Here is a 21,337-nt window from a genome sequence, read left to right on the forward strand (position 1 = left end):
GACCCGACTGCAGCCTCCCGAGCTCGCGGCAGGGAGCGCTGACGGCTCGTCAAGGGATTGCTGACGGTCACAGGCGTGAGCAATCTCAACTCGCCAGGCGCCTTCTCAGCGTTTGACCCTGGTCCGGGTGAAGCCGAAGACGCTTCCGTGTGCCACCAACGACCGCTGGCCTTCACTCTCACCGCCGGCAACGTCAACGACTGCACCCAGTTCGAGCAGGTCATGGACCGTATCCACATCGAGCGGTGCGGGCCGGGACGACCCCGGACCCGGCCCGCACTCGTCGTGGCGGACAAGGGCTACTCGTCGACGAAGATCCGCGCATACCTGCGGCGGCGCGGCATCAAGGCAGCCATCCCGGAACGGATCGACCAGATCAACGGCCGCATCCGGCGAGGTGAGAGCCGCTGCCGTCTCAATCGGGTGGCCTACCGGCGCCGCAACGTCGTCGAAGGCTGCTTCAACCGGCTCAAGCACAACAAAGCCCTGGCCACCCGCTACGACAAACGCGCCCGCCACTACCAAGCCCTGGGTACCCTCGCCTGCCTACGACTGTGGCTGCCCTGACGTTGCGAACACGACCTAGCCCAGGGAGGCCAGGTCCAGCCGGGACCGAGCGCTCGACCGGCTCAACTCGACTGGTGCAACTCCGCCTGCCGACAGGCTGGTTGACGGTGAAGGGTCGCATCAGAGCCGCGCCGTGGCCGGGTCGCGGGCATCGATGATGTCGCGACGGGCGGGCGTCTCATCCACGTGCGGAGTCGACAGTCTCGTCACGAGCTGGACCAGTGGGTCTGGCCGAGACGGGGCCCGTGGAGATCACGCCTCCGGAGCGACGAGACTGCGCAGCAGGGGAGTGGCGATCCGTACGATGTCGTCCACGTCCGCCTCGGCCAGGTCGGGCATGTGCAACAGGAAGCGCTGGGCGGCGATGCCCATCATGATCGCGCTGAACAATGCCGCCCGCAGCCGTGCGTCGGGGGTCTCGATGGTGCCGGCGATGTGATCGGTGACCTCCGTGGTGAGACGCCGGCGCAGCAGCTCCGCGGCTTCGTCGCTCGTCATGCTGGTCCGCAGGAGCACGGCCATGGGGCTGTCCGGATCCGCCGCCCAGGTACCCAACATGCTGCGCAGGCGGTTTTCCACGGTGTGACCGGGATCGCCGGTGGTGAGCTGGTCATGGGGGATCTGCCAGCGGACGGCCTCGCGGAACAGGTCCTGCTTGCTGCCGAAGTACTGGATCACGGAGGACTTGTCCACGTCCGCTTCGGTCGCAATAGCGCGGATGGTGGCGCGCTCGTAGCCGACCTCCGCGAACTTCCGCCGGGCGGCCGTCAGGATGCGCCGACGTGTGCGCTCTCCCTTGCGCTCGCCCACGGCTGTTGCTGCTGCCCGGCCCGAGCCCACGGAACCCGATTCTTCGCCCGAGGCCACGGAACCCAATTCTTCGTTCAAGACCACGGAACCGGAATCCTTCCCCAGGCCCGCCGCACCGGACGTCCGCGGTGCGCCATCTCCGGGCGGCACATGTGTCACTGCATCCGCGCAGGTCAAAGTCGGTCTCCCTCCCGGTGTCGGCCCTGATGCTACAAGCACCTCCGCGCGGCGCCAGAACCTCGGACGGACGGCGGATCACAGAGGCTCCGTCGGGGGAGGTCCGCTGGAGGCGAAGCCGACACTGCCGCACGGGCGGGGGACGACCTCAGCACCACCGCGCTCCGGCCGGTGGAGTCCCACGGTCGGAGCGCGGCGGAACGGTTCGGCGAACCGACCGTTCACGAGGGTGCTGCGCGGGCGACGGCCGTCCGGCTCAGACAGCCAGGGCCGTCGCGTCCTCCACCAGCCGGCCGAGGTCCGGCAGAGCGTGGGCCCGGCGCTGGAGCCCTTGGGCACGGGACCGGTAGGAGCGGTCCTCCAGTACGTTGTGCACCGCTGCCGCCAGAGTCTCACGCGTGGCGTCCTGGACGTCGATCCGCGTCCCGACGCCCAACTGCTGCAGTCGACCGGCGTTGTGCGACTGCTCGGCGAACAACGGCACCGCCACCATGGGGACTCCGTACGTCAGCGCCTCCCGGGTCCCATTGAAACCCGCATGCGTGAGGAACAGATCACTGGACCGGAGCAACAGTTCCTGCTGGACGAACGAGGTCAGATGGACGTTGTCGGGGCGCGCACCGTCCCACTGCTGTGGGTCACGATCCGCGCCCAAAGCCACGACACCGGTGACCGGCAGGTCTCCGAGCGCCTCGATGATGGTCCCCAGCAGTGCGCGGGCGCCGCCGGGGAGATGGGCAGCGTTCGAACCGAGGGTGGCGAGGACGAGCGGCCGCTCCGTGGGGAGTTGGGCGATTTCCGGGTCGAGGCCACCCGCTGTCGTCTGGGCGGGGACCTGGTAGTAGCGGGCGCTGGGCAGTCGGCTGTCCGCGGGGTAGAAGTCCTCCGGAACGACTCCGGCGCGGAAGGCGCGGAACGGGTGCCAGGGGTCGCTGACCGGCGCCAGACCGAGCTTCTCCCGCTGCCGGTTCAGCTCTTCCTGCACGGCGGGATGGGCGTACGGAGCCATCGGCGCGATGTCCAAAGCGCCATGGGGTATGCCGAGGCTCTCTGCCGCCAGGTAGCCGCCGTACTCGGTCGACTCGTGGAGGATCAGGTCTGGCCGCCAGTCCCTCGCCACGTCGAGAAGGTCGTGGGCGCTGGGCCCGGCGAGATGCCCGACGAAGGCCGCCGCAAAGAACTCCGGCGCCAGCTCGACCGTCACGGAACCGACCTTGTCCATGCCCGGCGGGGGCTGGACCTTACCGCTCTGGAGCGCTTCCCCCATCGACTGGAGATGGGGCAGCGTCAGCGCGGTGAGCCCGCGCTTCTCGATGTGCTGGACAACGCCGGCCCCAGTGGCGACGGCCACCTCATGGCCCGCCTCTCGGGCTCGTTCCGCCACTGGCAGAACCAGCGGCGCGAGGTGCGAATAGATTGCCTGTGCGGTGATGAGGATGCGCATGGTGCTCGCTCTCCACGAAGCGGTGCCGACCCCAACGTGTGGGCCCCACCGCGGACTTCACGGCCGAATTCTCAAAAATAAACGCTTGTTGAGAATCTATCACTCGACCGCCAGGGCCCCTCCCCACCCCTCAACATCGGCCCGTTCAGCCGTTGATGTTGTCCAAGCGCGCGCCGTCGAAGGCCAGTTGGCGTTGCGGTCCGGCTGGCCGTCCATGTTCCGCGGCCATCTGAACGACCGGCAGCGCTACCAGGCCGCGTTCGCCGACGGCTGGTACCTGACCGGGGACTTGGCCAGGCGGGACCAGACGGGTGGTACGCGAGGCGAGATCGTGGTCGACACAGCCGAGGAGCGGGGAGCTTGACGGCACCCGGTCCGCGTCGCCCGGCTCCCCTGGACGTCACAGCCTCGGATGTACCGCCCTACGGAACGAGCCCAACGCCCCCACGGCATGAGCCTGGCGCTCCGTACGCCAGGGCAACCTCGACGAAGCCGCCTGGTGCCGCGAGGCGCGCGTGTTCTGCGGGCCCGGGCAAGCGCGCCGCCGGCAAGTAGGCGGTCAACGTAGCTCCGGCGATCTCCGGAGCGGGGACGGGTGCGTCCCACAGAGCGCGATATGCCCTGCGGGACGCATGTACGGGCAGCAGTCCCGCTGACCGAATGTTCAGCGGTACAGCTTCTTGGAGGAGGTGTAGATCATGCTGCCGACACCGGTCATGTTGCCGGCGTGGCCCGCCGTCCTTGTCGCGGACACCGGCTATGGCGCGAACGCGGACTTCCGCCGTGATCTGGAGGACCGCCGCCTGGCCTACGTCCTGCAGGCCAACGGCGAGATGACCGCCCATGGAGAGGAGGCCGTGCCACATCAGCCCGACTACGGTGGGCTCGGGCCAAAACCCCTGCCCGCTACCGTGCCCGGCCGCTGTCCTTACGTGAGCACGTATGGGCTGCGGGCCACGACCACGGCCGGACCGTGACCTGGCGCAAAGGCTCGAAGGCGGCGATGAGCTCGCATTTCGTGCTTCTGCGGGTCCGCCTCGCCGGACGCAGGCCCAAGCCCGCCGCGGACGGGACGATTCCGCTGGTCTGGCTGATCGCCCAGTGGCCCGAGGACGAGGCGGAGCCGGTGCAGTACTGGATCTCGAACCTTCCCACCGACCTCCCAGCCAAGGGCCTGGTCCGCCTGGCAAAAGCCCGCTGGCGGATCGAGCACGACTACCGAGAGCTGAAAACCGCTCTGGGCCTGGACCACTTCGAAGGCCGCTCGTTCACCGGCTGGCACCGCCACGTCACCCTCGTCACCGCCGCCACCTGTTCCTGACCGAACAGCGGAGGAGCCCAAAAGCCCCTGCCAGGGCCTGACCCTCTACCAGGCCCTGGACCTCCTCCAACACCTCCTGGCCACCTGGACCGGCACCTGCCCCACCTGCCACCAGCCCACCCCATGGCAGCCCTACGACACCACCTAACAAAGCACTACTAGCCGTACGGGTTGAGTGCCCGGAAGCGGACGGTGTCGCTGCGACGGTCGAACCACAGTTTGATGGAGTATCCGCTGCCGTCGCGGTCGAGTTCGTGCGACCGGATCCACTGGGGGTTCTCCGGCCCCTCGCCCTTGAGCGGCTTCTCGAACCACGAGGAGAAGTCATCGGCCGGCCCCTTGGAGACGAAGGCGTGGGCCGCCGTCAGCTCGGCAAGTTTCCCCGGTGTCAGCCGGGCGAAGCCCGAGATCACCAGCTCCGGCGACGGTATCCCCCGATCGTTGTCCCGGCTGCTCACCCACTTGGCGTCGGCGAGCGGGCCCAGCAGCGGGAATGCCCGCTCCAGCGGTGTGGTGTCGGTGTGCCAGTCCCCCTTGGCCCCGTTCGCCACCTGACGCAGAGTCCACCAGGTGGGTAGGACCGCCAGCCCCGCCCCGATCCCGATCAGCTTCCGTCGCTCCAACGAGATCCCCCTCATGCCTGACTTCGGGGCACCTTATCCGGCTTACCGCCCTACATACGCGATCATCCCGCACCAATGACCACGAACCGTAGGCGGGTTGCTCGTTACGAAGACACGCGATCCTGGACAACCGGAGCGCCATTAGGGGGCACACCACCCCGACCAGCGACGAATGCCGAGAATTCAGTCAGCTGCTCGGGGGCGAAAGCGCGCTTGGGGATCACGATGAAGAGTCTCGCTGACGGGTGAAGTAGGAAGGCTTCGCTTGTCTCGCGGATCTTGATGATGGCAGCCCACTTGAATTCACCACGCTCAAGATCCGTTTCGATCGTGACCCGATTCACGGTGAGAAGCGCACGTGTGGGCTTGCACAGGCGAGGGGCTTGCTTCTTGACTCCCATCCTTGTGCCGAGTGTCAGCAGCAGGACGTACATCACGCCGGCGCCTATGCAAAGGAAGCCAGTGGAATCCGGGCCGTGGTCACCACGCCCCAGCGTCAGGGCAAGGCCGAGTACGACAAACACGATTGCGACGGCCCACACGATGATGCGTCTTCGCCGGGCCATCCTGAGGCGGGCATGTATGAGCTCGTCTGGTTGCAATACGTAGGACAGATCGATGTTCACCGTGGGCCTCCGGGGTGGTAATGATGCGGCATCCTCCCAGCGTGTGCAGGATGCGATCAAGTTTGGATCACCCCGAAAATATCGATCGCCGGCGTAACCGACCCGCTGCTTTTCAGGCGAATCCACCGGAAGTGGTGATAGTCAGTAGAGTTTCAACAGGGTTGTCAACCGTTGTCCGTGATTGCCGGCCACACGCCGTGCTGTCCGTTGGAGTTGCCGTCACCGGCCGCGTGTTACTGACCCACGCTCCTAGCCTGATCCTGGAGGGGCACCCATAAGGTAGTTCAGGCTCGCGGCCGCAACTGTTCGAGCACCCGGATTGCACCAACTACGGGCTTGCAGACGGACCACGTCGCCTCGACACCTTCCGTATCCTCCTCACCTTGAACGCTCGGCTGTGTACTCGCAAGCGGTAGGCGTTGCCGTCGTCGTCGCCGCTCGGCTTCCACGCAGCCGGGCTTGATGTGCTTGACCACTGACGGGAGGGGGTTATCCCAGCCGTGCACTATTCCCCTCCGGCCAGTAGTCCTTGATGGGCCTCGGCGGCTCGTCAGGAGACCGCCGTCGGGGTGTCTCGCAGGGTGACGTTGGCGTGGCTCTCCTGGAAGCCCTGGTCTGACACCATGGTCAGCGGAGCCGTGGACCGGAACTCTGGCAGAGTGGCGGAACCGCAGGAGACCAACGTGGTCCCGAGCTTGGCGACGGTCAGGGCGAGCCCTTCGTTGAGGTCGCCTGCGTAGGGGACGTAGCCGTCCACGCCTCCCTCGAAGACCAGCCCCTGACCACCCTGACCGTAGCGCCGCCAGTTACGGGCATGGTTCGAGGTCCACTGTCACCGAGGTGAGCGTAGGGATATCGGCCGGTGTGAACTCGTTGGCGCGGGCATTGATGTCCGAGAGCCAGCGGTAGAAGACGCCCCCCATGCCATGGTTGAGTGGCACGGGGACTGCGCTCATGCGCTGGACCGTCTTCTGCGGCAGCGGCAGCACTGCCCGGGGAACCGTGAGGACCAACGAGGACAAGCAGTCCGGGGTGGCGTTGAGCGATCCACGGTAGGGGTGGCTGCTGTCCACCAGGACGAACTCTCCGGCGCGGAACTTCGCATCACGTCCGTGCTGAGAGATGGCCCCGTCTCCCTTGAGAGCACAGTTCATCTGGTAGACCTCCGGGTCGCCTCGCCGTATGAGCTTCGGAGTCCGGAGCATGCCGAGCTGCGGGAAGGCCAGTGCGGTCACCTGAACGTCTCGGAGTGACAGGACACGCATCGTGGCTCGGAAGTCATCCTCTTGTTCGCTGCGGAGCCAATTGCGCATGTGCGTCTGCGCAGCGACTTCCTCGAACAGGGGGAATCGCTCAGCTTCTGAGACGACGTCAGTTCTGAAGTCGGTTACGAGCAACGTCCCGCACCCCCGGATAATCCCGACATACCTACGGCTGAGGATGGCTTGGACAGTCATGGGCGGTCGAGTGCGAGACCGGCCGTTCTGCACCAGCAGACGTCCCGGCCGAAGCCACGAGCTCGGCAGGTCGAGCCGCCGATTGAGGAGCGGTTGTCGGATCAGATCGCGTGCGTGGGGTGTGTCGACACGGGCGTTACCCCATGCGCGTGCACGGCATCGTCACCACTTCGTCCCGCCCCCGCACCTTCGCCATGTGCAGCAGACTCGCCAGCAGCCCACACCGCTTCAAGCAAGAGACGGTCTGCGCCCCGTACGGCCGGATTCTGTAGGAGCATCGTGTAGCCAGGTGTCAGATGTCAGGTGTCGAGCGGAGGCTGGATGTATCACGTTGTGGAGGGGCGGGCATGACGACGACCGCGTCATCGGACGGGCCACCGGAGCCGCAGCCGGGCGGTGACGGCAGCGCCCCTGCTGAGCCCACAGGACAGAGCGGGGGCTCGGGCGGCGACTCGTCGTCCGCTCCCGCGCAGTTACCGCAGCAGAGCTCTGCCGACACGGAGGGCGGATCCCGGGAGAGCATCTGGGCGATCGTCGCCGACGCGATGGGCCTGGCCCCCGGAGCCTCCCGGCGCAGGAAAGTGGGGTTGTTGCTGGTGACGATGGCGATCGGCCTCTTGGTCGTTTTCCGTGACACGCTGATTGACTACGTCATGATCAAGCCGAACGTGACCAGAGAGAACGATTCCCACAAGGAGTACGACGCCTCCCAACTTCCTTTCACGGTGTCCGTGCGGCCCGAGAACAGCGAACCCCGTCAATGGGCCGTGGTTCTCGACCGGGAACTGACCGCCGACGAGACGCGGAAGCTGACGTCCAGCAAGGACAGTTCGACCGCCTTCTCCTACCTGAAGGCACTGGGTGGCCATCCGCTTTCGTACGCGCCCTTGCTGGAACACGCCCCCAAGCGGTACACGCAGCGGCAGACGTCGACCGGACGCATGGAACTTTCCGACACGTTCAAGATGATCGTGCTCAGCACCCGGTCCTCCGCCGTGATCATCGACGACTGGAAAGTCACCGACGTCACGTGCCGGAAGAGCACCGCGCAGACGGTCGTCGCCTATCCACCGCAGGGCGGAGCCGCCTACCAGGGAATCCGGCTGCACATTCCACCCCGTGCCGACGAACCGGTGCTGACCGACGACACCCAGGGACAGGGTGAGCCCTACTTCGGCACCCACTACATCGAGGTCGGAGGCGGCCAGCCCTCGGGCGGGATCCGCGCGGAGGCGATCGCGCCACCGGGACAGTCGTGCGAGTGGGGCATCAGCATCCACTACAACGACTCCTACCAGAAGGGGCGGTGGGTCCAGCTCAGGGACGGCAAGGGCAAGCCGCTGCGCATCCGTACGGAGTCCGTCCCCGTGAACCCCCGGCAGCAGTGGGTCTTCGGCTCCGTTCCCTGGACAGCGTGCCACGAGAAGTCCAAGGAGCCGATGTGCGACCTTCTCTAGCCGGCAAGGCTGTGGCCGTCGTCGTCCTGGCTCTACTGTGCGTCCAGGCGTGCAGCTCGCAACCGAGCAACGAGAAACCGGACTCCAGGTCGTCGGCCCCGTCGGCGCCCTACCTGGGCAACCGCGGATACGCCCTGCCGGACAGCCCGTTCACCCGCAAGGGCACGGTCGTCACCGCCACGTGCAGCATGGGGGCGCGCTATGCCGGCGTTTCGGTGCAGGCATGGGATCCCGAGACATGGCAACCGCGCGCGGAGCGGCAGTTCCCCATTCCGAGCGACGCCGTGTTCACGAACTATCCGGGCGCCAAAGCGGTCAACAGCCCTCTCGTGGACCTCTGCGGGGTGAGCCCGGACGCACCGTCCCCCTATCCCGTGGACAGCTTGGAGTACACGGCTCCGCGGGCGCGTGCCCTCTTCGACCTGGCATTCACGCGTATGGCGGTGGTCCTCCGGGACCCTGGAAGCAAGACCACCAGTCACGTCGGCTTTGTGATGAGCGGCGCCAACCAGGACGATGTCGTGCGCCTGGGCGGGGCGGCGGGTGACGACGAGCAGAACGCGGTGATGTCGCCCGACGGGCGCAGTGTGTGGTTCACGTACACGGCTGGCGGCAAGCAGAGGATCGGTTCGCGGTCCGTGGAGGGGAACCACCGTCTGTCGGACGAGGGCCCCGCCACCGGCCACAAGCTCCCCCTGACCGTCTCGGGTGAGCCCGCGCGGGCTGTCCAGGGAAACATGGTCAACATCGCACCGAACGGCCGCCGCCTTACGGCGAACGCGCCGAAGGTTTTCGGGAACGTCTTCGACACCTGGAACTCCTCGGGGCCGCTCACGGGGGCGTCGGCCCGCGGCGCCACTCTGCTCCGTGGATGTGTCGGCGTCGTCGGCTGGATCGGCGACGATCGGGTGCTGTGCCGCACCTCGTCCGGCTCCTTTCGGGCCATGAACGCCCGCACCGGTCGCGCCGCAGGTGCCCCGATCGGCGTGGTCGGTCGGCATGACGGACATGTCGCGGAGGGGATGGTGGTGTCGGCGGACGGGAAGAAGTTCATCGTCTCCGTTCACCTGCCCAACGGCCGGCAGAGGGAGGTGGCGGGGTTCGAGGACCCCGATTTCAGGGTGGTGCCGACCACGCCCGGAGGGTCGGCGATCAGCATCCCCAACGCTCGCCTGAGCACGGACACGGTGTTTCTGGATTGGTTGTGAGGCCGCGTGCGGCTTCGGCGCGATGGCTGTGGCTGGGATCAGGCCGCCCAACGATCGTCGGCTGCCCTGACCAGGCACGTCCGCACCTTCGGGCAGATCGCCGCATTGCAGATCTCGCGGACTCCGCCTGACGCTGTACAGCGTGATCTCTCCACAGAAGGTGGTCCAGAACCGTAATTAATCTTCGCTTGCGCGTCGACGAGGACGGGGCCCGACAGACGGGGCCTGCGCGCCCGCACCGGCCAGCTGTCGCAAGCTGCCGCCGAGCCCCACACCAGAAGCCGGTGGCCGACGCAAGCACCGAACGCCTGGATCGCCGACGACCGCCACCGCTCGCGCAGCTCGAACAGCGACCGGACCGCCGCGAGCCTGGGCAGGCGGGAGCCGTCGGCGGTCTGCCTGTCCAGAGCGACGGTGGGTGTGACCACTCCCCCGGCGGCTACCCCGCCCGCCCCAGCCGCGCGCAGACCTCCGCCGAGCGCTAGCCCAAGCAGGCACACACCGCACGCTGTCCCGCGCCCGGTAGGGGCTGTCGCACCTGCCACAGCGAGCCGCTGCCCCCGGCCGGCGATTGGATACCCCCCTCCCGTATGATCCCAAGTAGTCGATCGAGAGCGCGGGAAGCGTGGGGGGTGTGCAGTTGTCCGGGCAGCGGAGATCCCTCGCCTGGTGCGGTCGGCTGCTGCTCCTCGCCGGGCTGCTCTTCGGCATCGTCGCCATGCACAGTCTCGGCCACCTCGCCGAACACCGCGCGTCTCCCCCGCCCCACGCCACCGTCATGGCTGCTGCCGCCGCGCCCGCGCACCACCACGCCGCACGGCCCGCGGACGACGGGCAGCGAGCGGATCGGCCGGATCACGGCGTGGATCACTCGTCCCCGGCAGGCGGCACGGATCACTCGCCCCCGCCCGGCGGCACGGACCCGATGTCCGTCTGCCTGGCCGTACTCGGTACGGGATTCCTCGTGCTGCTGCTCGGCGGGGCCTTCGTACACCGGCCGACGGACGTGCCGGCCGCTGCGACGACGCGGCTGCCGCACTCCCTGCAGCCGATTCCACCGCCCCGCCGCGGAACACTCCTCGCCCAGTTGTCGGTGTTGCGCGTATAGGAGCACGCCCGACCGCTCCGCCAGGAGCGGCGGATCGTGCCAACTCCCCTACGCATCACCACCGAAGACGAGGTGCACCCATCATGCGCACACCCACCCGCCGCGCCGTGCTCGGCGCCGGAATCGCCGTCGCCGGCGGCGGACTGCTCGCCGCCTGCTCCGGCTCCGGCATGGACCACTCCGGCCACGACGCCAAACCCTCGGCCGGGCCCGCGGGCTATGTCTCGCCCGACGGCAAGGAGGTCGCCGCCGCCGAAGCGGAACGGCGACCGGGTCCCGTCCGGAAGGTGCAGCTCACGGCCACCCCGACCCGTCTTGATCTGGGCGGTCGGACGGTGGGTTCCTGGGCCTACGGCGACGAACTGCCGGGCAAGGAGGTCCGCGTCACCGCGGGCGACACCCTCGCTCTGACCCTCGCCAACCACCTGCCGCAGCCCACCTCCATCCACTGGCACGGACTGGCCCTGCGCAACGACATGGACGGCACGCCCGGGCTGAGCCGGCAACCGATCAAGGCCGGTGCCTCCTTCGAGTACCGCTTCGCCGCACCCCACCCCGGCACGTACTGGTTCCATCCGCACTCCGGCGTCCAGCAGGACCGTGGACTGTACGCCCCGCTGATCGTCGAGGATCCCAAGGAGCCGCTGAAGTACGACAGGGAGTGGGTCGTCGTCCTCGACGACTGGGTCGACGGCGTGGAAGGGAGCACGCCCGAAGCGGTGCTCGCCGAGCTCGGCAAGGGCATGGGCGGGATGGATCACGACGGCATGGACCATGGCGGCATGGACATGGGCGGCTCCGGAGGCATGGACCGCGGCGGCCACGCCATGTCCCAGATGTCGATGACCACCAAGAATGCCCCCTCGCCCAAGCCCTCCGGGCCCTCCCGGATGATGATGGGTGCCACCAGCGACCTGCTCGGCGGCGACGCCGGTGACGTCGCCTACCCGTACTACCTGGTCAACGGCCGCACAGCCGATGCCCCTCAGACCTTCCGCGCCAAGCCAGGCGACCGCATTCGCATCCGCCTCATCAACGCCGGCGGCGACACGGCCTTCCGCGTGGCCCTCGGCGGCCACCGGATGACCGTCACCCACACCGATGGCTTCCCCGTCGAGCACGCGGAGACGGATGCCCTGCTGCTGGGCATGGGCGAGCGCTACGACGTCCTGGTGACCGCCAAGGACGGCGTCTTCCCCTTGACGGCCCTGGCCGAGGGCAAGAAGCAGTCGGCGATGGCGCTCCTGCGGACCGGCGGCGGCGCGTCACCCACACCCTCCACGCGCCCAAAGGAGCTGTCCGGAAAGCTGCTGCAGGCAGGGCAGTTGACGGCCGACGGCTCGGTCCGCCTGAAGTCCGGCAAGGCCGACCGCACCGTCAAACTCAAGCTCACCGGCTCCATGGCGAAGTACGACTGGGCCATCAACGGCAAGAAGTACGACCCCGCACAGCGGTACCCGGTCCGCGCGGGCGAACGCGTACGGCTGTCCTTCGTCAACCGCACGACGATGTGGCACCCCATGCACCTGCACGGCCACACCTTCGCCCTGCCGGGCGGCGGCCCCCGCAAGGACACCGCGATCGTCCTGCCCGGTCAGAACCTCGACGTCGACTTCGACGCCGACAACCCCGGACTGTGGATGATCCACTGCCACAACGTGTACCACGCCGAGTCCGGAATGATGACGGTCCTCGGCTACCGCAAGTAGGCACCCGTCGCTGCCCCACGGTAGGCATGCCAGGCCGCGGCGGGGCAGCGGCGCAGCCGTCCTCCGTTCCCGAGACATCCGGGGGCCCCTCCCCCGGATCCTTCGTCACGTCCACGCTCCACGCTTCCCATATACCCCCGGGGGGTATATGGTTTCTCTCGAAAGGGAAGGCCGGGAACCATCTCGGCCCCGTCCACCAGACATCGCACCTACGTCCCCGAGGAAGTAGCCATGACCTCCCAGACCAGCTCCGGTTCCTGCTGCACCCCCGACGGCTCCTGCGGCACCGCCGCCGGCGGCACGACTCAGGGCGACACGGCTCAGGGCGACACGACGACCGTCTACAAGGTGACCGGCATGACCTGCAGCCACTGCGAGGGGGCGATCTCGCAGGAGGTCTCCGCCATAGCCGGTGTGAGAGACGTCAAGGCCGTGGCCGCCACCGGCCTGGTTACCGTGACCTCCACGGGGCCACTGGACGACGAGGCCGTGCGCGCCGCCGTGGATGAGGCGGGCTACGAGCTCGCCGGCCGTGCCTGAAGTACCCCTCCCCGGTATTCCCCGCCGGGCCGTACCGCTCCACTGATATGGACGCAGCACGGCCCGGCCCTCCTCCAGGAGACACGCAGCAATGACCAGCATCGCTCCCGAGCAGGCCCCGGTGCCCGCCCCTACGACCGCCTCCGCAGCCGATTCCGAGGTCGAGCTCTCCATCGGCGGCATGACCTGCGCCTCGTGCGCGGCGCGCATCGAGAAGAAGCTCAACCGTATGGACGGCGTCACCGCGACGGTCAACTTCGCCACCGAGAAGGCGAAAGTCTCGTACGGGCAGGGTGTGGCAGTCGCCGACCTCATCGCCACCGTGGAGAAGACCGGCTACACCGCCCAGGAACCGCCGAAGCCGAGGTTCCGCGAGGAGCAGGAAGCGGTCACCCCGGCCGGGGCTCCGCAGAAAGACGGTGGGGAAGTCGGTGCGCTGCGGCAGCGGCTGCTGGTCTCGCTCGCGCTCTCGGTTCCGGTGGTCGCGATGGCGATGGTGCCGGCCCTGCAGTTCGACAACTGGCAGTGGCTGTCCCTGACGCTCGCCGCCCCGGTCGTGGTGTGGGGTGCGCTGCCCTTCCACAAGGCGGCTTGGACCAACGCCCGGCACGGGGCCGCCACGATGGACACGCTGGTGTCGATCGGTACGCTTGCCGCGCTCGGCTGGTCCTTGTGGGCTCTGTTCTTAGGCCACGCCGGGATGCCGGGCATGCGACACGGCTTCGACTTCGCCGTCTCCCGCGCAGACGGCTCGTCCTCGATCTACTTGGAGGCCGCCGCCGGTGTGACCGCCTTCATCCTCGCCGGGCGTTACCTGGAGGCGAGGTCCAAGCGCAAGGCCGGCGCCGCTCTGCGCGCGCTGCTCGAACTGGGCGCCAAGGACGTGACCGTCCTGCGCGACGAGCGCGAAGTACGCGTTCCCGTCGCGGAGTTGGGGGCCGGTGACCGGTTCGTCGTACGCCCCGGGGAGAAGATCGCCACCGACGGCACGGTCGTCCAGGGCAGCTCGGCCGTCGACGCCTCCATGCTGACCGGTGAATCCGTGCCCGTGGACGTCGCCGTGGGCGACGCCGTCACCGGAGCCACCGTCAACACGTCCGGCCGTCTGGTCGTCGAGGCCACCCGCGTCGGCGCGGACACCCAACTGGCCCGGATGGCAAAGCTGGTGGAAGAAGCGCAGAACGGCAAGGCCGCGGTCCAGCGCCTGGCCGACCGCATCTCCGGGATCTTCGTCCCCGTCGTCCTGCTCATCGCCCTCGGCACCCTGCTGACGTGGCTGTTCGTGACCGGCGACGCCACCGCCGCCTTCACCGCCGCCGTGGCCGTACTGATCATCGCCTGCCCCTGCGCCTTGGGCCTGGCCACCCCCACCGCCCTCATGGTCGGCACCGGCCGCGGCGCCCAGCTCGGCATCCTGATCAAGGGCCCCGAAGTTCTGGAATCCACCCGCCGCGTCGACACCGTCGTCCTGGACAAGACCGGCACCGTCACCACCGGCCGTATGACCCTGCACGACGTCGTCGCCGCCCCCGGCGTCACCAAGCAGAAGGTGCTGCGACTGGCCGGCGCACTGGAGCACGCCTCCGAGCACCCCATCGCCCGCGCCATCGCCGACGGAGCCACCGACCGCACCGGCACCCTGCCCGTACCGGAAGGCTTCGAGAACATCGCCGGTCTCGGCGTGCAGGGCATCGTCGACGGGCACGCGGTGCTCGTCGGCCGGGAGAAGCTGCTGAGCGAGTGGGCGATCGAGCTGCCCGCCGAACTCGCTGCGGCCAAGGCGGCTGCCGAGGCCGAGGGCCGCACCGCCGTGACCGTCGCCTGGGACGGAGAGGCCCGCGGCGTCCTCACCGTCGCCGATGCGGTCAAGGACACCAGTGCCGAGGCCGTCGCCGCACTGCGCCGCCTCGGACTGACCCCGGTCCTGCTGACCGGCGACAACAAGGCCGTCGCCGAGTCCGTCGCCCGTGCGGTGGGCATCGACGAGGTGATCGCCGAGGTCCTCCCGCAGGACAAGGTGGACGTCGTCCAGCGCCTCCAGGCCGAGGGCCGTACGGTCGCCATGGTCGGCGACGGCGTCAACGACGCGGCCGCCCTTGCCACCGCCGACCTGGGCCTGGCCATGGGCACCGGCACCGACGCCGCCATCGAGGCCGGCGACCTCACCCTCGTCCGCGGCGACCTCCTCGTGGCCGCCGACGCCATCCGGCTCTCCCGCCGCACCCTGGCCACCATCAAGGGCAACCTCTTCTGGGCCTTCGGCTACAACATCGCCGCCCTGCCGCTCGCGGCGGCCGGCATGCTCAACCCGATGATCGCCGGAGCGGCGATGGCCTTCTCCTCGGTCTTCGTCGTCACCAACAGCCTCCGACTCCGCCGCTTCACGTAAGACCGCAGACGAGGAAGCCCGCGCCAAGGCCGCCGGTCGGATCCGGGTTCCCGGATCCGACCGGCGGCCGTTCGCACGCGAGAACGTTCACCTGACGCATGGCGATGACCTGCCGGGGCCACGCCCCGTAGGAAGACAAGCCGGCTCCCGGACAGCACCCTCACTTCGGCCCGGGCTGATGTTCGGCGAGCCGCTTCTTCGCCTCCGCGTAGGCATCCGCGTCGATCTCACCCGAGGCGAAACGGCGGTCCAAGATCTCCTGAGGCGATTCCCACCGATAACCATGCCGTGCGCCGGTACCAGTGCCTGTGCCTGTGCCTGACGACCGGTGGACCAGGTAAAAGACCGCCCAGACCACCAGGCCGATCAACACGATCCAGACAAGAGGCATGAATGCCATCCAGACCCAGCCGCCGCCGTCCCAGTACCTCACTGCCCTCACCGCCTGCTCCGACGAGTTCTCCTCCTCTCGCCAGTGTCCGTCTGCAGGCACGACGACGAGCAGGGCCCATCGGCCCCACGGCGGGACCACTGGTCACCCTTTCCCTCCACTACGTGCAGGTCAGGCGGCACTCATGAAAAAGGTCTCTGTCCCGTACGGAACAGAGACCTTCTCAGAGTGCCCGGCAGGCCTTGCACCTGCATCTCCCACCGGTTGGTGAACGTCTTTCCTTGGACCACAGACGCGACTCCCGCAAAGGACCACCCCCTCCCCCCTCTGCCGCCCGCTCGCGAGGGCCGCGGCGGGCGGCACCGTCAGGTGCGGCCGGAGCCGGCCGGCTCACCGCTTACATACGTGGTAGCCCTTGTGCCAGACGAGGGCCGGCGCCGCTCCCGCAACCGATGGCGGGACGCGAACCGGCCGCGAACCCGGGAACCCACGTCCCGTCGTCTGCACCGGAGTTCGGGGGCGGACCGCGGCGCCACCGTTTGGGGCGCGGAGAAAAGGATCTGCGGTGGACGGCGGCCGAGACCGCGGGATATCCGCTTCCGAGGAGCGTTCCGACCGCCGCACGAGGACGATCGACGCCGTGGCGCCGTACGGGCTGGGGCGGCTCCAGGGCGTGCCTTGACCGTACGTGGATGTTGTTGTGCGCAGGCGTCCCGTGAGTTGGCGGGAGGGGTGACCGTTTCGCTTGGGAAGCCGTAGCAGTGAACGTTCCGCATACTGCCTCGCGCTCTACTGCTGCCCGAGTCGGGGGACAACGGTGCAGCCGAGAAGTGCCGCCAGGGCGGCGAGCGCTGCGATCGTCGTCAGCGCTGCCGGCAGACCGAACGCCTCGGTCAGGAAGCCGATCGACGGCGGGCCGAGCAGGATGCCGGTGTAGCCCAGGGTCGAGGCGGTCGCGACACCGCTGGAACCGCCGAGCGATCCGGCGCTGCCGACGGCGATGGGGAAGACGTTGGCGAGTCCGACCCCGGTCAGGGCGTATCCGGTGAACACCAGCCAGGTCTGCGGGGACAGCGCACCCAGCAGCATCCCCGCCGCTGCGGTGGCGCCGCCGACGACCAGGACAGGAGTGTTGCCCCATCGCTCCAGGAGCCGGGTGCCGGACATCCGGGAGAGGGTCATGGTCAGTGCGAACGCCGCGTAGCCGGCGGCCGCCAGGCCCGGCCCGGTTCCGAGGTCCTGCGCGAGGTGCAGGGAGCCCCAGTCCGCCAGCGCGCCTTCGCCGTACGCGGTGCACAGGGTGATCAGGCCGTAGACCGTGATGAGCAGACGGTTGCGGCGGGTTATCGCCGGTCGGTGGCGCGGGCCGTCTGTGGGGGTGCTGTCGGTGGCGGGCATCCGGACGCTCAGGAGCATTCGACCGGCGAGCGCGGTGACCAGGAGTCCGATCGCCGTCAGGAGCAGCAGGTGGGTGAGCGGGCCCAGGTTCGGGGCGAGGACGCCGCCGAGTCCCGCGCCCGCCAGCCCACCCGCGCTGAAGGCCGCGTGGAACGAGGGGAGGATCGGGCGCCCGACGGCCTCGGCCAGGTCCACGGCCGCGGCGTTGAACGCGACGTTCAGCCCGCCGTAGGCAGCGCCGAAGAACAGGAGGACAAGGCCGAGTTGGAGGGCGGAGCGGGTCAGCGGGGGCAGGGCGACCGACAGCGACAGCAGGGCCGCCGTCACCACCGTCACTTGGCGGTTTCCGTAGCGCCGGCACAGCCGTCCGGTCAGCAGCATCGTCGTCACCGAGCCCACCGAGACACCCAGCAGGGCCACCCCGAGCGCCCCGGCCGAGGCGTCGATCTGCTCCTTGATGGCCGGGATGCGCACCACCCACCCGGCGAACACGAAGCCGTCCAGCGCGAAGAAGAGGCTGATCGCCCAGCGCAACCTGGTGACGGGTAAGGAGGTGGCAGCCGGGCGGCGTTGATCAGGGGCCAGGAGTTGGTCCATGAGTCTGGTCCTTTCTGTGAGGGGGAGCCGCGCGGCACGGCTCAGTGCCGTACGGCGCGGCGCAGTTCCGTAGCGGACTCGGCGGAATGCCGTAGTGGGTGCTGCTCAGTGCCGTAGCGGGCGCCGCTCAGTTCCGTATCGGGCGCACCCCTCAGGTCCGTATCCGGTTGGCGAGCAGCGTGCCGGCGGTGGCCAGGATGAGTCCGGCGAGCATGAGTGGGCTCAGGTGCTGGTCAAGTGCGAGTGCCCCCAAACCCGCGGTAGCCATGGGCACCAGATAGAAGAGACTGCTGACCTGGCTGGTGCCGTGCCGCTGCAGCAGCGTGTACAACAGCCCCACGCCGACGATGGAGTTGACGAGCGCGGCCCACAGCAAGACAGGCCAGTAGTCGGCGGTGAAGGCCACCGCGAAGCCCTCGGCAAACAGCGCGAAAGGCAGTGACACGGCCGCGGCGGCCAGCAATTGCACGGCGTTGCCGGTGACGGGCTCCATGCCGCGGCAGAACCGCTTCTGGTACACGGTGCCCGCCGAAATGCCGGCCAGGGCGAGGACAAGGAAGCCGAGCCCGACCACATAGTCGCCGTTGAGGTGGATGTTCCCGGCAACCGCGAGCGCCACCCCGCCCAGGCCGAGCACCAGCCCCAGGTACTGGCCGCGGGTGACGCGCTCGTGCAGGAAGGGTACGGCCAGTAGAGAAGCGGCGAGCGGGTAGAGGGCGATGATCAGGGCCGCCAGCCCGGACGGCACACCCAGGTCCATGCCCACGTAGATGCTGGAGAACTGAACGGCCTGTACCAGAATCCCGGTGATGGCGAGATGGCCCGTCAGACGCCACCCCGGCCAGGCCGCACGTCGTGCGAGAGCGATCGCCAGCAGCGCGCTCCCGGCGATCGCGAAACGCAGGGTCGCGAAGGTGTACGGCGCGGAGTGCTGCAGACCGAGCTTGCCGGAGATGAAGCCGGAGCTCCACACCGCTACGAGGGCGACGCGGGTGAGGAGGTCACGGCCGCGGGAGGTGGGACCCCGACCTCCCCCCGGGTTCGCGTCGGGCCGGGAGGCGGTGACGTCCCCGGCGGGCCGCTCCATCGTCTCCAGCCCGTCCGTCGCGTTTAACTGCATGGCAGGCACTTCCTCGATCCGTTGATGACTCATTGGGCGTGCGTGTGCGTGCGTTAAACTGCACGCTAGTGCAGAATAACGTTCATCGGGAGCGTTACCGACCGCTTCCTGAAAGTCGCAGAGCAGCGCGGACCAAGCACCGTGGAACGAGCGGCGTGGACCCGAGCAGACCCAAAGGCGGGGCAGGCAGGAGAGAGTTCAGTACAGGCCCGAGAGGAGCACTACCCGGAGCTCAGTGCACGGCAGATCGGGCAAGAGCACGCCGGAGCTCAGCACAGGGCGGGTCGGAGGTGAGTACGACGACCGGGTTCGGTACAAACCGGGGCTCAGCACAAACTGGGGTTCAGTACAAACCAGGGTTCAGTACAGGCTGTTGAACAGCAGCGCGACCATGCGCGCGGGCTCGCCGGTGTCATTGCGGAAGGTGTGCCGGTATCCCCCGGACCAGCGGATGCAGTCCCCCGCGTGCAGAGTGTGGTCCACCCCGTTGTAGCGCGCCACCAGGGTCCCGTGGGTCACGATGATCAGGTCCGTGCCCTCATGCCGGAGGTCTTCGCCCAGTGCGGAGTGTGGTGCGAAGTCGCCCTGGACGACCTGATAGCCGAGTTCCGGCGCGCGCAGCACGCGGTAGTTGACACCCGGTGCCCGTTCGATGGCCTCTTGCTCGTGGAAGGGGAAGACCGAGGGCGCGGCCCGCCCCTGGGAGAACCCCAGGAACGATCCGACATCGTGACCGAAGACCTTCGCCAATCTCCCGAGCCGCTCCAGTGCGATGTCCGTCTCGCCGCGCTCCAGCGCCGCCAGGAACGACACCGAGAGACCGCACTCGGCGGCCACCTGCCTCAGGGACATGCCCCTTTGAGTACGCAACCGGCGCAAGACATCACCGGGCGGTGGGAAGCCCAATTCTGGATCCCGGCCGACCGCGGCGGAACGTGTCGTGGAGGCCGGATCAGTCATGAACCGCATCTTAATGTCTCATCCGGCGCCCGGGCCCTCCTGTCTCGTCCCGTGGGGACTCGTCCGTCGTGCCGCCTGCCGACGCTTCGTCGTTGGTGCGGCCCCCCTCAGTGCGCCTCCGCTCCGGCTGCCTCCGGGGAGGCGAGAGCAGCTTGCCTGGCACCGGACGCCGACGGACTCCGCCTCACCTTCAACGGCACCATCATCGATGTCGCAGCAGCTTGGTGAATCGGCTGCTCTCGGCGAGGCCCAGTTTCGCGGCGGTGCCGGCCCAGTCCGGGCGGCAGCCACGGCGGTGCGATCATGAGCGAGCCCTGGGAGGCGCCCTGCTTCCGAGAGAAGTCGCGCACCTGGACCAGGTCGTCGACGGTGATCGGACCATCGGTGCCGAACCCACCCGCCCGGTTGAAGAAATGGCTCGGATCCTTGCGGATCGCCAATTCCTGCGTCGAGCAGACGTGCAACGAGCCGAGGCCCAAGGCCTCCCGCACGGACGCCGATGCGCTGGTCGCGAAGTCGGCGTAAACCAAGCTCTCGGTCAGCTCGCCAAGGACGGGCGGCACTGGTGGTCATCATTCGTGATTCTCCGGTTCGTGGCGGGTGATGAGGAAGCCGGATCCGGATTTCCCTCAGACGGTGAGGACTTCCAGCGCGGCGGCGTGCACACCCGGCGCGGTGGCGAGGTAGTTCTCGCTGGCCAGTTCCCACGGTTTGCCCTCGATGTCGGTCACGACGCCTCCGGCCTCCTGGACCAGCAGCACACCTGCCGCGTGGGACCGGACGTTGTCGAACTGCCAGTGCAAGTCCATCCGGCCCGCGGCGACTTGGGCGAGCTGGTGGGTCACCGGCACGGAGATCCGCACATAAAGAGCGGAGTTCGTCATCGCGGCGAAGGCGGAGCCCATCCGCTTCGCGAGTTCGGGGTCATGACCCGGCTTGGCTTGGCCGGTCCCGGCCAGTGCGCCCTCCAACGACGTCTTGGTCGAAACACGCAGCCGTACACCGTTGAGGAACGCCCCGCCGCCCTCGGTTGCGGTGAACATCTCGTCGAGGACCGGGAAATAGACCACCGCCAGCACCGGGCGGCCGTCACGGACGAGGCTCACGCCGATGTTCCAGTCGGGCATGCCGTGCACAGCGTTGACGTTGCCACCGACCGGGTCGATGAGCCACCACTCACCCGTGGCCAGCGGTCCCGATCCATGTTCGTCGTTGAGCCATCCCGCGCTCGGCAGGGCCTCGGTCAACGCCGGGCGCAACGTGTCGACGACGGCCGCGTCATTGGCCTGGAGGCTCGCGAGCAGTTCGGGGAGCCCGGGCTGACGGGACTCGGTGGAATAGCGCGTCATCATGCGGGCGCCGGCGTGGCGGACGGCGGAGACGGTGGCGGCAAGCAGTTCCTGGCTCATGGGATGCTCCTGAAGTTGATCGAAGT

At 68.4% G+C, this 21,337-nt stretch carries 19 protein-coding genes and 2 pseudogenes; 9 read left to right on the forward strand and 12 right to left on the reverse strand.

The features are described from left to right. Positions 1–159 precede the first annotated feature (159 nt). Positions 160–567: pseudogene (locus tag IG62_RS0115275) on the forward strand (IS5 family transposase); the annotation flags it as partial. Positions 568–819: 252 nt separating this feature from the next. Here IG62_RS0115275 and IG62_RS0115280 read toward each other — a convergent pair. Then, positions 820–1,377, reverse strand: coding sequence for a TetR/AcrR family transcriptional regulator (locus IG62_RS0115280; protein WP_051798099.1), 558 nt, complete (start codon positions 1,375–1,377; stop codon positions 820–822). A 433-nt stretch (positions 1,378–1,810) separates the two neighbouring features. After that, complete coding sequence (locus IG62_RS0115285; RefSeq protein ID WP_030802216.1) at positions 1,811–2,998, reverse strand: glycosyltransferase; 1,188 nt, start codon at positions 2,996–2,998, stop codon at positions 1,811–1,813. A gap of 187 nt (positions 2,999–3,185) precedes the next feature. Between IG62_RS0115285 and IG62_RS47800 the strand changes: the two genes are divergently transcribed. Both IG62_RS47800 and IG62_RS50130 read left to right on the forward strand, forming a co-directional pair. Beyond that, on the forward strand, positions 3,186–3,362 hold the full coding sequence (locus tag IG62_RS47800; protein WP_199812477.1) for a hypothetical protein: 177 nt from the start codon (positions 3,186–3,188) through the stop codon (positions 3,360–3,362). A gap of 367 nt (positions 3,363–3,729) precedes the next feature. Continuing rightward, positions 3,730–4,360, forward strand: a pseudogene (locus IG62_RS50130) (IS701 family transposase); the annotation flags it as partial. Between the two features lie 117 nt (positions 4,361–4,477). On the opposite strand, the gene IG62_RS0115300 reads toward IG62_RS50130, so the two are convergent. The 4 genes from IG62_RS0115300 to IG62_RS0115315 form a co-directional block, all read right to left on the reverse strand. Continuing rightward, a complete protein-coding gene (locus IG62_RS0115300) occupies positions 4,478–4,942 on the reverse strand; it encodes a hypothetical protein (protein WP_234326530.1) in 465 nt (154 codons plus the stop codon). Between the two features lie 104 nt (positions 4,943–5,046). Continuing rightward, positions 5,047–5,568 carry a YcxB family protein gene (locus IG62_RS0115305; RefSeq protein WP_030802222.1) on the reverse strand — a complete coding sequence of 174 codons (522 nt, stop codon included), beginning with the start codon at positions 5,566–5,568 and terminating at the stop codon, positions 5,047–5,049. 550 nt (positions 5,569–6,118) lie between these two features. After that, positions 6,119–6,325, reverse strand: a complete 207-nt coding sequence (locus IG62_RS0115310) for an IMP dehydrogenase (protein WP_030802225.1) — start codon at positions 6,323–6,325, stop codon at positions 6,119–6,121. A 49-nt stretch (positions 6,326–6,374) separates the two neighbouring features. After that, entirely contained in the window at positions 6,375–7,025 is a 651-nt protein-coding gene (locus IG62_RS0115315; RefSeq protein WP_051798101.1) for a cupin domain-containing protein, read from the reverse strand. A gap of 347 nt (positions 7,026–7,372) precedes the next feature. Here IG62_RS0115315 and IG62_RS0115320 point away from each other — a divergent pair, with 347 nt between their 5' ends. The 6 genes from IG62_RS0115320 (at position 7,373) to IG62_RS0115345 (ending at position 15,436) form a co-directional block, all read left to right on the forward strand. After that, positions 7,373–8,482 (forward strand): hypothetical protein, encoded by a 1,110-nt coding sequence (locus IG62_RS0115320; RefSeq protein WP_030802229.1) that lies wholly within the window; start codon positions 7,373–7,375, stop codon positions 8,480–8,482. 11 nt (positions 8,483–8,493) lie between these two features. Beyond that, positions 8,494–9,690 (forward strand): hypothetical protein, encoded by a 1,197-nt coding sequence (locus IG62_RS47805; protein ID WP_030802232.1) that lies wholly within the window; start codon positions 8,494–8,496, stop codon positions 9,688–9,690. Between the two features lie 634 nt (positions 9,691–10,324). Beyond that, complete coding sequence (locus tag IG62_RS0115330; protein ID WP_051798103.1) at positions 10,325–10,798, forward strand: hypothetical protein; 474 nt, start codon at positions 10,325–10,327, stop codon at positions 10,796–10,798. 83 nt (positions 10,799–10,881) lie between these two features. Next, the gene (locus IG62_RS0115335; protein WP_030802236.1) at positions 10,882–12,507 is read left to right on the forward strand and encodes a multicopper oxidase family protein; all 1,626 of its coding nucleotides are present in this window, start codon (positions 10,882–10,884) and stop codon (positions 12,505–12,507) included. A gap of 231 nt (positions 12,508–12,738) precedes the next feature. Continuing rightward, positions 12,739–13,047: a heavy-metal-associated domain-containing protein gene (locus IG62_RS0115340; RefSeq protein WP_030802239.1), complete on the forward strand. Its 309-nt coding sequence runs from the start codon at positions 12,739–12,741 to the stop codon at positions 13,045–13,047. 91 nt (positions 13,048–13,138) lie between these two features. Then, the gene (locus IG62_RS0115345; RefSeq protein WP_030802241.1) at positions 13,139–15,436 is read left to right on the forward strand and encodes a heavy metal translocating P-type ATPase; all 2,298 of its coding nucleotides are present in this window, start codon (positions 13,139–13,141) and stop codon (positions 15,434–15,436) included. A gap of 160 nt (positions 15,437–15,596) precedes the next feature. Here IG62_RS0115345 and IG62_RS0115350 read toward each other — a convergent pair whose 3' ends face one another. The 6 genes from IG62_RS0115350 to IG62_RS0115380 all read right to left on the reverse strand — a co-directional run bounded on the left by IG62_RS0115350 (position 15,597) and on the right by IG62_RS0115380 (position 21,311). After that, positions 15,597–15,869 carry an SHOCT domain-containing protein gene (locus tag IG62_RS0115350; RefSeq protein ID WP_030802243.1) on the reverse strand — a complete coding sequence of 91 codons (273 nt, stop codon included), beginning with the start codon at positions 15,867–15,869 and terminating at the stop codon, positions 15,597–15,599. Between the two features lie 747 nt (positions 15,870–16,616). Beyond that, positions 16,617–17,822, reverse strand: a complete 1,206-nt coding sequence (locus IG62_RS0115360; protein ID WP_030802245.1) for an MFS transporter — start codon at positions 17,820–17,822, stop codon at positions 16,617–16,619. Positions 17,823–17,973: 151 nt separating this feature from the next. After that, positions 17,974–18,942, reverse strand: coding sequence for a DMT family transporter (locus IG62_RS0115365; protein WP_037838374.1), 969 nt, complete (start codon positions 18,940–18,942; stop codon positions 17,974–17,976). A 360-nt stretch (positions 18,943–19,302) separates the two neighbouring features. Then, positions 19,303–19,911 carry a helix-turn-helix domain-containing protein gene (locus IG62_RS0115370; RefSeq protein WP_267887885.1) on the reverse strand — a complete coding sequence of 203 codons (609 nt, stop codon included), beginning with the start codon at positions 19,909–19,911 and terminating at the stop codon, positions 19,303–19,305. A 98-nt stretch (positions 19,912–20,009) separates the two neighbouring features. Next, positions 20,010–20,465, reverse strand: coding sequence for a hypothetical protein (locus tag IG62_RS41910; RefSeq protein ID WP_051798107.1), 456 nt, complete (start codon positions 20,463–20,465; stop codon positions 20,010–20,012). Positions 20,466–20,531: 66 nt separating this feature from the next. Then, positions 20,532–21,311 carry an inositol monophosphatase family protein gene (locus IG62_RS0115380; protein WP_030802251.1) on the reverse strand — a complete coding sequence of 260 codons (780 nt, stop codon included), beginning with the start codon at positions 21,309–21,311 and terminating at the stop codon, positions 20,532–20,534. Positions 21,312–21,337 lie beyond the last annotated feature (26 nt).

The organism is Streptomyces sp. NRRL S-337, from assembly GCF_000720175.1.
GTDB classification, from domain to species: Bacteria; Actinomycetota; Actinomycetes; order Streptomycetales; family Streptomycetaceae; genus Streptomyces; species Streptomyces siderophoricus.

Bases quoted from the DNA above. Each gene is read 5' to 3' on its own strand.
- IG62_RS0115285 (WP_030802216.1), bottom strand. From the start codon at position 2,998: ATGCGCATCCTCATCACCGCACAGGCAATCTATTCGCACCTCGCGCCG.
- IG62_RS0115315 (WP_051798101.1), bottom strand. From the start codon at position 7,025: ATGACTGTCCAAGCCATCCTCAGCCGTAGGTATGTCGGGATTATCCGG.
- IG62_RS0115320 (WP_030802229.1), top strand. From the start codon at position 7,373: ATGACGACGACCGCGTCATCGGACGGGCCACCGGAGCCGCAGCCGGGC.
- IG62_RS0115335 (WP_030802236.1), top strand. From the start codon at position 10,882: ATGCGCACACCCACCCGCCGCGCCGTGCTCGGCGCCGGAATCGCCGTC.
- IG62_RS0115340 (WP_030802239.1), top strand. From the start codon at position 12,739: ATGACCTCCCAGACCAGCTCCGGTTCCTGCTGCACCCCCGACGGCTCC.
- IG62_RS0115345 (WP_030802241.1), top strand. From the start codon at position 13,139: ATGACCAGCATCGCTCCCGAGCAGGCCCCGGTGCCCGCCCCTACGACC.
- IG62_RS0115360 (WP_030802245.1), bottom strand. From the start codon at position 17,822: ATGGACCAACTCCTGGCCCCTGATCAACGCCGCCCGGCTGCCACCTCC.
- IG62_RS0115365 (WP_037838374.1), bottom strand. From the start codon at position 18,942: ATGCAGTTAAACGCGACGGACGGGCTGGAGACGATGGAGCGGCCCGCC.
- IG62_RS0115370 (WP_267887885.1), bottom strand. From the start codon at position 19,911: ATGCGGTTCATGACTGATCCGGCCTCCACGACACGTTCCGCCGCGGTC.
- IG62_RS0115380 (WP_030802251.1), bottom strand. From the start codon at position 21,311: ATGAGCCAGGAACTGCTTGCCGCCACCGTCTCCGCCGTCCGCCACGCC.